Below are 14,303 nucleotides of genomic sequence, written 5' to 3' on the forward strand. Positions count from 1 at the left end.
GGTATGCTTCTTCGTTTATCGGCTTTAATTTCTATGTTTGTTTTGCACGGTTGTACTGGCGCTATGAATGCCAAATCACTTCTGTCTGAAAATACACCCTGCACTGAAAACTGTTCAACAAGTACACCAGGTGTAATTTCTGGTGATTTAGCAATCCTTCCAGATGACGGTGAGATTTTTGCTTCTACAGAAGGTTCTGATTTAGTTGAAATCACAGGAGCTTGTAAAGATTTAGGCCGTAAAGCTAACCGCATTCTTGTGCAAGTTTACGAAGGCGAAAACGATGCAGTAGCGCCTATTATCGATAACTCTATCGGAGTTAATTGCCAAGAAGACATTACAACGACATCACTTCGTGGTGGCACAACATGTTTATTGATTTCTCAAGGTATTGGTTTAGCAGACTCTGGCGGTACGACATCGCAGTTTCCGCAATGTTTTAACGGCCGCTTTAGTTTTCAATTACGTATGGGCCGTATCGTTCGCCGTGACACTGTGACGACTGACCAGTCAGATGATACAAATCCAAAAGTTCGTTATTTAGTAAAAATGAAGCTACGTACAACAGACGGTGTAACAGCTGATTCTGGGGCTACGAGTATGTATGTCAATCGTGCTTTAGCAACGCCAACATTTTCAGTGACGCCCAATAAAGATAGCGATCGTTGTGAGATTAATTTTAACCCTTCAAAGTTTAGCGATACTAAATATTCGCTTTACACAACATGGACGGGGCCAACGTGGGCTGTTTCTGGTTCTTTTACAAATGTGGTGTCAGGTCCTGTGTATGTTGATAAAGCACCAACGTTTCCACCATTAGGTGATGGAACTACGGTTGAAAAATTTTATCACTTCGGAGAGCCTCTTGATCCATTGATTGGTCTTATGCCAGGTATAACTTACACATACCGTATGCAAACTACAGACACTTCATTTAAGAATACGGTTACGCCTACGATCACAGATTATGAAGCTCAATTCGGTGCAGGTAACAATGAACTTAGTCCGATGTCTGGTAATGTTTCTTGTCCGTTATCGCCAGCTTATGTAGCTAAGCGCACTCTGAACAACGGAGGAGTTGGTACTCCAAATTCATGCACGCTTGAATTAGCGGGCTTCAATACGCGTGGCTATAGCATAGAATGGCGTGTATCAGACACATCTCCAACATGGATGGTCACGAATCCAAATTCTGGCTTTCTAGTTTCTGTCGGTGCTGATTCGTTTACAAACTGTCGCGGACTTTCAACATGTGTTGTGCATGGTGATCGTGATCCAGCTACCTTTACGGGTTCGTCATCAGCGACCACATATATTGATGGCGCTGGTGTTACGCAATCATTTAAACCGAATGTTCAGTATTACTTTGCGGCTCGTCACTTCAGAGACACTAACGGAAACAGTGTGGTTGATTCAGGTGAGTTTGTTGGCGAATGGTCTCCGGATACGAAAGCAACAGGCACTGATGATTACAATCATGTCTGTAGATTCAACACATTCCCAGTGCAGTAATTAAAAATTGAAATTGAACAAATAAAAAAGGCCTACTTCAACAGTAAGCCTTTTTTATTAATAAATCATCGATTCTAGCACTAAGGAGCGCGTGAAGCGCTCCCTTTAGAATAAGGTCTGCCGGAGGCAGATCAAAACAAGAGGCGATAAAAACGCCGCCCGTCTCTTAACTAAAAAGTCTCGTCAAACGCAACTTGCCCCGAAACTCCCATTTGATAAGCCGATACACGGCGCTCGAAGAAGTTTGCAAGCTCTTGCATGTCTTGTAATTCCATGAAAGAGAACGGGTTTTTAGCGTTGTAACGTTTAGGAATGCTTAACATCTCTAAACGTTGGTCAGCGATGTATTCTAAGTATTGGCGCATATCAGTTACTGATAAACCAGCAATACCGTGAGTTAAAAGATCTTCGGCAAAAGTCATTTCGCACTCGATAGCGTCTTCTAACATTTGAACAACCATCTCTTGCATTTGTTCGTTGAATAAACCGGGATCTTCTTTACGAACTGTATTGATAACTTCCATCGCGAAAGCCATGTGCATGCTCTCGTCACGGAATACCCAGTTAGTACCACTTGCAAGACCTGCTAATAAACCTTTAGAGCGTAAGAAGTAAACGTAAGCAAACGCTGCGAAGAAGAATAAACCTTCAATGCAAGTTGCAAAGCAGATTAAGTTCATTACGAATTTTCTGCGGTCTTCAGTTGTTTCTAATTTGTCTAAATCATTGATTGAATCAATCCATTTGAAAGCAAATTCAGCTTTCTTTTTGATAGATGGAATGTTTTCAACCGCAGCAAATGCTTTCGCACGCTCATCCGGATGTGGGATGTAGTTATCTAATAAAGTTAGATAGAATTGTACGTGTAAAGCCTCTTCGTAAAGCTGGCGTGATAAGTATAAACGTGCTTCAGGAGAATTGATGTGTTTGTAAAGGTTTAATACTAAGTTGTTACCAACGATAGAATCGCCTGTTGCAAAGAAAGCCACTAATCTGTGGATTAAGTGCTTCTCTGAAGCTGTCATTTTTGAGTGTAAATCAACTAAGTCAGTTGAAAAATCAACTTCTTCAACTGTCCAAGTGTTTTTAATACCGTTTTTGTACATTTCGTAGAAAAGCGGGTATTTCATCGGACGTAAATTTAAATCAAAACCTGGATCTAAAATCATTTTCTATTCCTCTCTCTATATATTTCGTTGAGTTGTCAGTATCCTTTAAGGACTACTGGCAAGCCTCACATGCTTCTGGGTTTTCTAAGCTACAAGCGATCACTTCTGACTCTGTGTATTCTTTTTTAGCTGGAGCTGCAGATGCTGCATCCATTGCTGGAATGCTAGATGCTTCAGTTTTAGCCGCAGAAGATTTTGTTACAGTCGTTTTAGCGATTGAAGTCGCAGGACGAGAGCGTAAGTAATAAGTTGTTTTGATTCCGCGTTTCCAAGCGTACATGTACATTGAAGATAATTTTCCGATCGTTGGAGATTCAGAGAATAAGTTCAATGATTGTGATTGATCGATAAACGCACCACGATCAGCACCCATGTCGATTAATGCTTTCATCGGAACTTCCCAAACTGTGCGGTAAAGTTCTTGAACGTCAGCAGGAATTGAAGCTAGGCCTTGGATCGAACCTTCACTTAATTTGATTTCGTTACGTAATTCTTCATTCCAAAGACCACGTTGTTTTAAATCAGCTACTAAGTAACGGTTAACTTGCATGAATTCACCAGAAAGTGTTTCACGTTTAAATAAGTTAGAAACTTGTGGTTCAGTCGCTTCGTAACAACCAACGATAGATGCGATAGTTGCAGTTGGTGCAATCGCGATCATTAATGAGTTACGTAAACCAGTTTTTTTAATTTTTGCTTTAAGGTTGTTCCAACGAGTTTCGTCAGTTGGTTTAACACCCCAAAGGTCAAATTGTAATAAACCTTGAGCGGCTTTTGTATCAGCAAACGCTGTATGAGCACCGTGCTTCTCAGCTAATTCAGCAGAAGCTGTTAAAGCGTGGAAGTAGATCTCTTCTTGGATACGAGCTGATAATTTTTGCGCTGCTTCAGAGTCAAAAGCGTATTTTAATTGGAAGAAAGCATCTTGAAGACCCATGATACCTAAACCAACTGGACGCCATTTGTGATTTGAATCTTTAGCTGTGTCGATCGGGTAGAAGTTGATATCAACTACGCGGTCTAAGTATTTAACTGCTGTTTGAACAGTTTTAGCTAATTTTTCGAAATCAAATTGGCCATTAACAATGTGGCGGCCTAAGTTCACAGAACCTAAGTTACAAACGGCTGTTTCTTTATTTGAAGTCACTTCTAAAATCTCTGTGCAAAGATTTGATAAGTGGATCACATTTTCAGGTTTACCAGTTTGGTTCGCTTTCATGTTTGAAGCGTCTTTGAAAGTCATCCAACCGTTACCAGTTTGAGCCAATGTCTTCATCATACGAGCGTAAAGATCACGAGCTTTTAATTGTTTAACGAATAATTTTTTCTCTTCAGCTTCAGCGTAAGCTTTTTCGAATTCTGGGCCATAAGTATCTACGAAATGAGGAACTACGCGCGGGTCAAATAAAGACCACATAGCATCAGCTTCAACACGTTTCATGAATAAATCTGGAACCCAGTTAGCCATGTTTAAGTTGTGAGTACGTTTTTGGTCATCACCCGTGTTGTCACGTAACTCAAGGAATTCTTCAACGTCAGCATGCCATGTTTCTAAGTACACACACGCAGCCCCTTTACGTTTACCACCTTGGTTAACCGCCGCTACAGATGAATCCATAGTTTTTAACCATGGAATGATACCGTTAGAGTGACCGTTTGTTCCTTTGATTAAAGAACCACGCGAGCGAACGCGAGAGTAAGATACGCCGATACCGCCAGCAAATTTAGATAACATAGCGATGTCTGCGTATTTTTGGTAAATAGCTTTTAAATCATCATCTGGAGAATCTAATAAGTAACAAGAACTCATTTGAGGGCGCATAGTTCCAGAGTTAAATAACGTCGGAGTTGACGGCATATAATCGTGAGATGAGATTAATTTGTAAAATTCAATAGCTTCAACCGGGTTCGTTGAAAGACCACAAGCTACACGCATAAAGAAGTACTGAGGAGTTTCGAAAACTTGGCGTGAAGTTGGGTTTTTTAATAAGTAACGGTCGTAAACTGTACGTAATCCGAAGTACTCAAAACGGTCAGTTTTGTAGTGTTCAATTGCCGCACATAATTCAGCTTTGTGAGCCATTACGAATTTGTATGTATCTTCAGATAATAAACCGTTGTTAAAGCCAAACGCTACTGAATCAGCGAAAGAGCCGATTTTTTGCGATTTAACTTCTTCATCAATATATGTAGATAATAAACGAGCTGCTAGGCGAGAGTATTCTGGATCTTCACCAATTAATAATGAAGCCGTTTGAATACATAAGTTATCTAATTCTTTAGTTGTAGCGCCATCGTATAAGCCAGAAATCGCTTTTGTAGCTACACGTAATGGATCGATTTGTTGTAAGCCTTGAGCATTACGGTTTACGCGCTCAACGATCTTTGTAACGTCAACTGGCTCTAAAGTGCCGTCACGTTTTTTTACTCTCATCATGTGTGATGAGCTGTTGTTAGATGTTCCTGCAGTCATTGTATTAGTTGTCGTCATGACAATACCCCTCGATTTTTTTATCCTTCAGATCCCCATCCGAAAGACAGTAAAAAGCACCCTTTGTTTTTCCCCCTCGGAAAAACAACGATTAAATTAGTCTAGTTCTAATGTTTCAAGAAAATTTTAGTTGACCGTCCTGATCAACTTCGCGAGCCAATTGTTTTGATCTGTCTTCGACAGACCTTAACGACCCAGATGGCTAGTCTCGACTTACTGTCGATCACTATATCTAGTGGTGCGAATACCAGCTCATGTCCTATAAGCTGTGTTTTGTTCTTGAAATAAGGTTCAAATAAATTTGAATCGATTGCAATTAAAATTCTTCAAAAAATTAATTATTTTTCTTTGGTCTTGCTGGACTTTTGGGCATACGCTATGCGAAAAGTGAAGCTGTATAAAACTAAACTTCAACGGTTTTCTCTCTCGAGAAATGGTGTCAATAGTAAATTTTCGTCTTTTTTTTGGAGTTTGTGTAACGATAAAATTTAAGATTCTGAAATGATCTAAATTCGCTCAACTCGTAGTCGCATATTTTCAAATAAAACGTTGTCATTTTCGTTTTGATTGTTCAAGAGGCAGCCTTGATAGGTTTTCGATTCACGAAAACGATCAATAATGTACTGGTGGGTTCCCATTTTGTCAGAAGTCCACTTTGGCGCGATCAATTCATCCCAGCGAGACGCAAAGGCTGCCAATCTATGAACGGCAATGCGTGGGTGAAGGTACGACATAAACAACTTCACGCGCTCAGTGTACTGTTCACGTTCAATGGGTGTGAATTTACCTTCAGCATACCACTTAGCAAGCTCAGTATTGGTTAAAACATGCAGGTTGTGAAGCTTCACATTCGTGATAGGTAAATCATTACAGATTAAAGCTTGCTGTTTAATTTCTTTTTCAGTTTCATTCGGAGAACCGATGATGAGATGAATTCCTAAATCCACCGCTGTAGAATTAGCGATTTTATCAATGGCTTTAAGTGAATCAGCTCCCGTATGGCCTCGCTGCATAAATTCTAAATGATGGTCAAAAAAGCTTTGAACTCCAAGTTCTACAGCTACGAATGATTTTTGATAGTATTCTTGCCAAAGGTTTAATACTGCCGGAGACAAACAATCAGGACGGGTGCCGACAACAAAACCTTTAACAAACGGGTACGATAAAGCTGTATCGAAATTTTCACGTAAAGCTGAAACTTTTGTGAAGGTATTTGTATAAGCTTGGAAATAAACTAAGAATTTTTTAGAATTATACTCTTCGCCGATTTGTACTTGGTATTTTTCAATCTGTTCGCGTAAGCCCATTTGAAAAGACTCTTCACGCGCAGCAGATCCCCAGACATCGCAAAAGCTGCAGGTTTTCATGCCTTTTAAGCCCATACGATTCGGGCAATCATCTACGACAGTTACAGGAATCTTGTAAACCTTCTCACCGAAGATTCTTTTGTAGTGTTCTGCAATACTGTGATAGGGTAAGCCCCGCCAGCCTTTTTCCATAGGGGATTTATAGTGGATCTCAAATCTTTTGTCATTGAATTAACCGCCGATGGAAGTCCTACACTACGGCTTAAAAATTCAAACACACTACACCCCGAAAAAATGCCAGAATCTATGCACCATTCGGGCGGGGCTGCGGCTGAGACTCTTTATATCTACACAGGGCCATTTAAAAATACTTTACAGGCGCTAGCAGAGCTTAAACAAAATCAGCTCTCAATCGGCGTTGTGGGGCTTGGTTTAGGGTATATCGAGCTTTCTGTTTTGCAAAATCTAGCTACAAATCCTGCCATTTCTGCCAACCTGACCAGTTTTGAAAAAGAAACTGAATTAACTGAAGAATTCACGGCCTGGTTAAATGGAAAAACAAATGAAATTTACGACTTGATCTGTGAAAAGCTATCAGTCGAAAAAAACAGAGTGATTGAATACTCAAAAGCTCAAACGGGGAGTCAGAATACCAGTCCCCGTTCATTTGATTGGAAAATTCTAGGTGAATTAACTGCCAAAACTTCCATTTTACAACCATTTCAGTTTGTCGCTTACGATGCTTTTAGCCAATTTACCGATGGCCCGCTATGGACCGATGAATTTTTAGATTTCTTTTTAACTCAGTTATGCGCCAAAGATTGTGTGTTTGCCACTTACGCTTGTACAGGAAATTTAAAAAGAGCGCTTCAAAGAAATGGTTTTTTATTCATTAAGCGCCCAGGATTTAGCGGAAAAAGAGATGCGACTTTAGCTCTACGCGGAGAATTTATTGCTCTTCGCCATCTTTTCCAAAGCGTTTAATATAATCCATCACTAAAGCTTTTGTTTCATCATTCATATTGACGAATTTTAAACCCACATAGCCATCAAGGCCTGCGTAAGTCACTTCAGCTGTCATATTAACCGGAGAATAAAAATGCGGGCTTGTTAATTGGCCCTGAATAGTTTCACCCAATTTTAAATCGAAATTATCGGTAATGCCAATACCACCTTCACTGATGGTGATGACTCGGCCATTAAATCTTTCATTAGTGCCTAAATGTGTGCCAGAGAATTGCGCTAAGATCGGTACACGTTGGTTTTCTCTACGAGAAATACCAAGGCGTTGAACGATATCTGGCATAGAATAGATTTCTTTCCATTCGCGGTCTTTTTTATCAAAGATCGAGATTTTTGAAACGTCTTCTTGTTTCGCGGTAAAAGCGGTCAATTCTTCTTTAGTCATTTCGCCTTTATCAACAAAGTCATACTGAACACGGAATTTTTCAACCATTGAAGATTTGATGTCTTCGATCACTTCAGCTTTTGAGGCGCGGTTTGTTGGTTTGTCGAAAATATTTTTTGCCTGCGGCGTGAATGTTTTTTCTTCAGCCATCGACTGAGTCATTGTCGGTTGAAATTGCTGTACGTTTGTTTCTGGATTCCACTTATCAGCTCTGATCCATTCAGCGTGACCACGTGACCATAAAAAAGTCGTATGCATCTGATCACTAAAGCCTGTCATTTGCTCTTTAACTTCTTCAGTTGAAAAAGGACCTCTGATGTAGTTGTTCGAATTTACAAACCATTTAGTCATAAGCTTCCTCGTTTAAAAAATTAAGAATTTCTTTTTTCTGGTTCAAGCAGTCTTTGTGACCCATATCAATTAAACTTTTACAAAAATCACTATCAAATAAAAGATAACTTAAAATTTCGCTGGCTTCATCTAATTCACCAAACGCGCTGATTGTCATACGTAAAATACGCGGTACGTGATGGGCCTTGGTGCGCGCCAACTCTCCGATATCTTGACTTGGAGAAATGCAAATAGCCGGTAATTTTTTTAGCGACGTTGCTTTAAAATGCATATTGTGAGTTGTAGCCTCATCATAAAGAGCATTTAATCTTTGAATGCGGTGAACATCTTGCTCAACAGAATCAAGCATTACGGCGTTTAATAAAGTATTTAAAATTCTCACCATTGAAGCTTCGTGAATAACTCTTGAATCTTCTTTGAGTGGAGCTCCGCCAGAACTGTTGGCTGATCTTACGCCAATCACAAGCAGCTTGTTGGCTCCCATGCGGATAGAAGGGCTACAAGGTGTGTTATTACGAACACAACCATCACCATAAGGTTCGCCGGTAATTTGAATCGGGGGAAACAGCATCGGAATCGCTGAAGAAGCTAAAATATGTTCTGATTGAAGTTGAGCATGAACAGCTTTTCTTCTTAACTCTTTCCATTTTAAAAGCTTTTCATTTACGCGAGACGCAGTCTGAATAAAGCTTACAGCGCTATTGCGGGAATAGTTATTAGCTGTGATGATTACGCTATCAAACAAACCCTTTTCTAGATTGCTTTGAACGTTTTTAAAATTGCAGTTTTTATCGATTAAATTTTTAAGCGGTGCTGTATCTAGAATAGAATTAAATTTTTTCTGTTTTCCACCTAAAAGCGCACCTAATCCTAAAGTGTTTAACGAAATAATATCCGCTTTAAAAACCTGATCTGTTTTGATTTTTGACCAGAGCTGAACAAGTTCGCTCACAGCGCTATGAAAATCACCATTTGTTGACGCCAGTTTTGCTGTATTAATCGCCCCAGCGCTTGTGCCAGATAAAATGCGAAAGGGCGGCTCGATTTTTTCTTTTTTTAAAATTTCAGAGAGTCCTTGTAAAACTCCGACTTGGTAGGCACCTCTGGCTCCGCCGCCAGACAAAACTAAAGCTGTGTTCTTATTCATACTAAGTATAGTGTCGCAAGTTCCTAAGCCCTTTGTCAGTAGCGTGTTTCGTTGACTAGACTTCGGACCCGTAAAGCGGTGGTTGTCACCGATCTCAGTGTGAGACAGAAAAAGCCTCAGCATGATACAAAAACTGTCTCATTTTAAGAGAGAAGTCTGGCATCTTTGTTGAACTCTTAGTTTAAAAAGAAAAAGCGAGGTTTTTATGAAAAACTTAAAATCTAACAAAATGATCTTAGTATTAGCGATGGCTACATTAGCTTTTTCAGGTCTGTCTTGCGCTAAGAAACAATCTAAAATCCGTGGCGCAAAAACAAGTCAGCAAGTGATGAACCCTCAAATTACCAACCAATCAATTCAGCAAGCCGACACACAAGATAATATCAGCTACTCACTAAATTCAGTAAGCACTCCGCAAGATAACGGAAACGGCACTAACACAGTAACTTCTGAAATAATCAGTCGCGCAGTAAACTATATTCCGATTGATACAACACATTCATTAAATCAAGACACGTACGGAGTGTATGATGATCCAACTCAAGGCACTAAATTAGATATTCGTGCTCGTTGTATTGGCGAAGGTTGTGAAAAGTATGTTTTATTAATCACTGTTGTAAAAAATGGCTATGCTTATCATCAAATGGCCGCGATTTCTTTCGCGAATGATGATTTTTTCTACTCTGAACAAAGAAATTACCGCGTAGCTACTATGTACAAAAACGTGGATGAAGTTTTAGCGCAACACGCTGACTTACAACCTTCAAACTAATTGTCGAATTTAAAAAAAATCTATAAGCTTATGGAATGGCTGAACTAATCCATTCCATTTTGCATCTTGATCAAACTCTAAATCTTTGGCTTCAAATGTATGGCCCAGGTGTTTACCTTGTGCTTTTTTTAATTATCTTTGCTGAAACAGGCTTAGTGATTATGCCATTTTTGCCGGGCGATTCTTTATTATTCGCAGCCGGTGCTTTGTGCGCGATTAATCCTGTTGATTTGCGCATCGAATTTTTAGTTCCCCTGTTAATTTGTGCTTCATTGATCGGCGACAGTTTAAACTATTATGTCGGTCTTAAATTTGGGCGTAGGGCTTTTGAGACCAAGCATAAGTTAAGCTTTATGTTTTCTCCTAAACACCTTAAAGCCACTGAAGAATTCTACAATAAGAAGGGGCTTTGGGCTGTGTCTTTGGCGCGCTTTTTCCCGATTATCAGAACTTTTGCTCCCTTTGTAGCAGGTCTTACGCGTATGTCTTATAAGATGTTCTTTAGAATGTCTTTATTAGGATCTGTGGCTTGGGTTTCTATTTTTACGACGGCAGGCTATCTTTTTGGTCAAATCCCCTTTGTTCAGAAGAACTTTACCGTGTTAGTCATGGGAATCGTCGGGCTTTCTTTGGCACCATTTTTATTGGGTATTATTCGTAAAACATTCGTGAAAAGTTTATAAACTAAGCATAATTTAAGGTTTTTACACTAAATTAGGGTTGAATTGACTCCAATTAATGGCACTATGTTTGCGATGAAACCTGCCTAAAAGGCTAGGTTTTTTAAAGTTTAGCAAACAATACTTAAGGGGGAATTAAGTGAAACTAAATATCATCGCGGCATTATTATTATGCGCATCTGTAGCTACTGCAGCTTCAGAAACAACGACAACGGCATCTGCAACAACTGAAGCTCACGGTAAATCTGCTGATGCTCCAGCTCACGGTAAAAAGAAAGCTAAGAAAAAAGCTAAAAAAGAAGAGAAAAAAGAGGGCGCTCAAGTAGCTCCAGCTACAACTAACACTACAGCTCAAACTCAAGTTGCTCCAGCAGCAGCTACTTCGACTGCAGTTGCTCCAGCAGCTCAAGCTCCAGCTAAAAAATGGGGTGTTACTTTGTTAAATGAATCATCTGTTGATTACGCTGGTGGTAAAGATATCGGTAGATCTACAATCTCTACAACTAACTACATCGGTGCATCTTACAAAATCACTGCAACTGAAAAGCTTGGTTTACGTCAATACTACACTTACGACCACGATCAAACTTCTGAGAAAAACTTTGAATCTTCTGATATCAAACAATCTTTCACAGTAGCTACTTTAGGTACTAAAACTAAAGGTATCTTAGGTTCAGACGATATCGCTCCTGCATTCTGGTACTATATGCCAGGTCACACTGCTGAAATTAACAACTTCGGTCACGATATGGATGATTTCTACGGTATCCTACGTGCTGACGTTGAAATCGCTTGGACATTAACTCCTAAATGGACTGTTTCTTACTATTTAAATCCACGTCAAACTTTAGGTGCTAAAACTGAATTCACTAAAGAAAATGGTAAACCAGGTTCTTTCGAAGCGTCTTCTCGTTTAATCCACTACGGTTACGTATATTACAACCAAACTGACGCAACTCAATTCTACGGTTACGCAGGTTTCGATCATAAAATGACGACTGCAACTATGACTTCTACAAGTGATACTTACTTGTCAGGTGTTGGTATTTACTCTACTTTCTTCGGTGGCAAATTAGCTCTTAATCCAGAAGTTGCAGTAGCTACTCCAACTAAATCTGCTGGCGTTGCAACAGAAGAACAAGAATTATACAAAAAAGAAAACATCAGCTACGTTTTAGCTACTGTTATCTCTTTATAATTCTGACTTAATTTATTAAGTTATCTAAAAAGCCGGTTGAAAAACCGGCTTTTTGCGTTTCTGATATATCTATGCGTATCAGACAAATGGGATTTTCATCTAAGCTTAAAGCTCACAAGCATCTACTAACATTAGAAACTTTAAAATTTATCTCTGAATTTATGGAAGACGGAAATGCCAGGGGTGCTGCCTTACGTATCGGTATTCCTGAAACCTATGCTTCACGCTATGGACAGTGGCTAAAAAAGCATAACTTCGTAAAGCAAGCTATGGAGGCTGATTTAGACGACCGAGAGCGTTTAAAGCTTCGCAATGCTTTACGCGAGATCGATCGTCAAATGCAGATCTGTAAGGATATTTTAAATCTTGAAGAGATTGATTAAAGCAAAGAAGTAACTAGTACTCCTCAGCTCCGTTATCAACGTCGTTTGTAAGAGCTTCACCGGCCGGTAAGTATGGTAGGGGATCAATCGGTCCGTCAGCTTTTCTGATTTCAAAATGTAAATGCGGCCCAGAGGATCTTCCGGTATTGCCTAAAGCACCAACCACATCGCCTTGTTTTACTTTTTGACCTTCATAAACGATGATTTTATCTAAGTGACCGTAAAGTGTGGCCCAGCCATCTTTTTCAATCATCAGCATTTTACCATAGCCTTTAAATTCTTTACCGGTATAGATCACCATACCATCGTGTGCCGCCATAACGGCTGTTCCGCGTTGGGCTGCTAAATCAATCCCTTTATGTGGACGTTTGCGCTTGCGAGTCACTTTAGGTAAAAAGCCGCGTGACATACGCGCTTCAACCACAGGCCAGTCAAAGAAAGGTTTTTCTTTCATGCGCGAGGGTTTGCTTTTTTTAAATGAGTTGGTGCCTTTATCAATTTCAACTTTTACTTCGTCGCCATTTTCGTTATTAGAAGAAGCTGTCTGATGGCTCACGCAGCCTGATTCAAAAAGTAATGTTGTTAATAAAAGCGGTAAAATTAGTAAATTGGAAAATTTTTGCATAGCTCTTTCACTTCGTTGTGTATTCTTTGATGTAAATCTGTGTTTTCTGGATTTTTTAAAACTTGAGAAATCCAATTAGCGATGACTTTCATTTCTTTTTCTTTCATTCCGCGCGTTGTAAGAGCCGGTGTTCCGATACGGATACCACTTGTTACAAACGGAGAACGAGTTTCATTTGGCACTGTGTTTTTATTCACAGTAATGCCCGCATTATCTAAAATGCCTTCAGCGATTTTTCCAGTCACAGTGTCGGCCACTTGTGATTGTTTTAAATCTACTAAGATTAAGTGGTTATCAGTTCCGCCAGTAACTAAGTTAAAGCCTTGAGATTTCATTTCTTCAGCTAAAACTTTTGCATTTTTTAAAACTTGATCGATGTATGTTTTAAATTCTGGTTGAAGCGCTTCACCGAAAGCTACGGCTTTGGCTGCGATAATGTGTTCAAGAGGTCCACCTTGGATACCAGGAAAAATTCTCGAATTTAAAGCTTTCGCTTTTTCTTCCGAGTTAGTTAAAATAATACCACCGCGCGGACCACGTAATGTTTTGTGAGTCGTTGAAGTGATAAAATCTGCATATTCAGCAGGGGATTGGTGATGCCCGCTTGCTACAAGTCCTGCAAAGTGCGCCATATCCACCATTAAGTCAGCGCCAACTTCAGTCGCGATTTCGCGAAATTTAGCAAAATCTAAATGACGAGAGTAAGCTGAATATCCTGCGATAATCATTCTTGGTTTTACTTCTTTAGCGGTATTTCTGATTGTGTCGTAGTTAATTAATCCAGTTGTTGGATCTAATTTGTAACTAGCGGCTTTAAATAATAAACCCGAAAAATTAACTGGTGATCCATGAGTTAAATGGCCGCCGTGAGATAAATCCATTCCTAAGATTGTGTCGCCAGCTTTGCAAGCGGCTAAGTACACAGCCATGTTAGCTTGTGAGCCCGCATGCGGTTGGACGTTTGCAAATTTAACATTAAAAAGTTTTTTAGCGCGTTCGATGGCAATTGTTTCCACGCCATCAACGAATTGGCAACCACCGTAGTAACGTTTACCAGGGTAACCCTCAGCATATTTGTTAGTTAAAATAGAACCTTGCGCTTTCATAACTTGCGGCGAGGTATAGTTTTCAGAAGCAATCATCTCTAAACCAAATTTTTGGCGAGTTGATTCTTGTTCGATTAAGTTAAAAACTTCTGAATCATTAAAATTAGGAAAAACATTTGTGCTAGACATAGGTGACCTCGGTTTTTTCGTTAGT

Annotated in this window: 13 protein-coding genes; 6 read left to right on the forward strand and 7 right to left on the reverse strand. The window is 39.6% G+C overall.

Annotated elements, in window-relative coordinates; translation table 11 throughout:
- Positions 1 to 3 precede the first annotated feature (3 nt).
- Positions 4 to 1,512, forward strand: coding sequence for a hypothetical protein (locus ACKWCF_RS08525; protein WP_409477152.1), 1,509 nt, complete (start codon positions 4 to 6; stop codon positions 1,510 to 1,512).
- Between the two features lie 170 nt (positions 1,513 to 1,682).
- On the opposite strand, the gene ACKWCF_RS08530 is transcribed toward ACKWCF_RS08525, so the two are convergent.
- The 3 genes from ACKWCF_RS08530 to ACKWCF_RS08540 form a co-directional block, all read right to left on the reverse strand.
- Positions 1,683 to 2,681, reverse strand: coding sequence for a ribonucleotide-diphosphate reductase subunit beta (locus ACKWCF_RS08530; protein ID WP_409477153.1), 999 nt, complete (start codon positions 2,679 to 2,681; stop codon positions 1,683 to 1,685).
- Positions 2,682 to 2,733: 52 nt separating this feature from the next.
- The gene (locus ACKWCF_RS08535; protein WP_409477154.1) at positions 2,734 to 5,172 is read right to left on the reverse strand and encodes a ribonucleoside-diphosphate reductase subunit alpha; all 2,439 of its coding nucleotides are present in this window, start codon (positions 5,170 to 5,172) and stop codon (positions 2,734 to 2,736) included.
- 506 nt (positions 5,173 to 5,678) lie between these two features.
- The gene (locus tag ACKWCF_RS08540) at positions 5,679 to 6,671 is read right to left on the reverse strand and encodes a TIGR01212 family radical SAM protein (protein ID WP_409477155.1); all 993 of its coding nucleotides are present in this window, start codon (positions 6,669 to 6,671) and stop codon (positions 5,679 to 5,681) included.
- A 12-nt stretch (positions 6,672 to 6,683) separates the two neighbouring features.
- On the opposite strand from ACKWCF_RS08540, the gene ACKWCF_RS08545 reads away from it, so the two are divergent.
- Complete coding sequence (locus ACKWCF_RS08545; protein ID WP_409477156.1) at positions 6,684 to 7,463, forward strand: MnmC family methyltransferase; 780 nt, start codon at positions 6,684 to 6,686, stop codon at positions 7,461 to 7,463.
- On the opposite strand, the gene ACKWCF_RS08550 is transcribed toward ACKWCF_RS08545, so the two are convergent.
- Together ACKWCF_RS08550 and ACKWCF_RS08555 are read right to left on the reverse strand one after the other, a co-directional pair.
- The gene (locus ACKWCF_RS08550; RefSeq protein WP_409477157.1) at positions 7,429 to 8,238 is read right to left on the reverse strand and encodes a PilZ domain-containing protein; all 810 of its coding nucleotides are present in this window, start codon (positions 8,236 to 8,238) and stop codon (positions 7,429 to 7,431) included. The two genes, ACKWCF_RS08545 and ACKWCF_RS08550, sit on opposite strands and share 35 nt — an antisense overlap.
- A complete protein-coding gene (locus ACKWCF_RS08555; RefSeq protein ID WP_409477158.1) occupies positions 8,231 to 9,385 on the reverse strand; it encodes a patatin-like phospholipase family protein in 1,155 nt (384 codons plus the stop codon). Before ACKWCF_RS08555 ends, ACKWCF_RS08550 begins: the two co-directional genes overlap by 8 nt.
- A gap of 205 nt (positions 9,386 to 9,590) precedes the next feature.
- Here ACKWCF_RS08555 and ACKWCF_RS08560 point away from each other — a divergent pair, with 205 nt between their 5' ends.
- From ACKWCF_RS08560 to ACKWCF_RS08575, 4 genes are all read left to right on the forward strand, one after another.
- Complete coding sequence (locus ACKWCF_RS08560) at positions 9,591 to 10,157, forward strand: hypothetical protein (RefSeq protein WP_409477159.1); 567 nt, start codon at positions 9,591 to 9,593, stop codon at positions 10,155 to 10,157.
- Between the two features lie 35 nt (positions 10,158 to 10,192).
- A complete protein-coding gene (locus tag ACKWCF_RS08565) occupies positions 10,193 to 10,840 on the forward strand; it encodes a VTT domain-containing protein (RefSeq protein ID WP_409477160.1) in 648 nt (215 codons plus the stop codon).
- A 136-nt stretch (positions 10,841 to 10,976) separates the two neighbouring features.
- Positions 10,977 to 12,035, forward strand: coding sequence for a hypothetical protein (locus ACKWCF_RS08570; protein WP_409477161.1), 1,059 nt, complete (start codon positions 10,977 to 10,979; stop codon positions 12,033 to 12,035).
- A 71-nt stretch (positions 12,036 to 12,106) separates the two neighbouring features.
- Entirely contained in the window at positions 12,107 to 12,418 is a 312-nt protein-coding gene (locus ACKWCF_RS08575) for a hypothetical protein (protein ID WP_409477162.1), read from the forward strand.
- Positions 12,419 to 12,431: 13 nt separating this feature from the next.
- On the opposite strand, the gene ACKWCF_RS08580 is transcribed toward ACKWCF_RS08575, so the two are convergent.
- Together ACKWCF_RS08580 and glyA are read right to left on the reverse strand one after the other, a co-directional pair.
- Positions 12,432 to 13,043, reverse strand: coding sequence for a M23 family metallopeptidase (locus ACKWCF_RS08580; RefSeq protein WP_409477163.1), 612 nt, complete (start codon positions 13,041 to 13,043; stop codon positions 12,432 to 12,434).
- Positions 13,019 to 14,278: a serine hydroxymethyltransferase gene (gene glyA / locus ACKWCF_RS08585; RefSeq protein WP_409477164.1), complete on the reverse strand. Its 1,260-nt coding sequence runs from the start codon at positions 14,276 to 14,278 to the stop codon at positions 13,019 to 13,021. The genes ACKWCF_RS08580 and glyA overlap by 25 nt, the downstream gene beginning before the upstream one ends.
- Between the last annotated feature and the right edge of the window lie 25 nt (positions 14,279 to 14,303).

This window comes from Pseudobdellovibrio sp. HCB154 (genome assembly GCF_046267985.1).
Taxonomy (GTDB): Bacteria; Bdellovibrionota; Bdellovibrionia; order Bdellovibrionales; family Bdellovibrionaceae; genus Pseudobdellovibrio.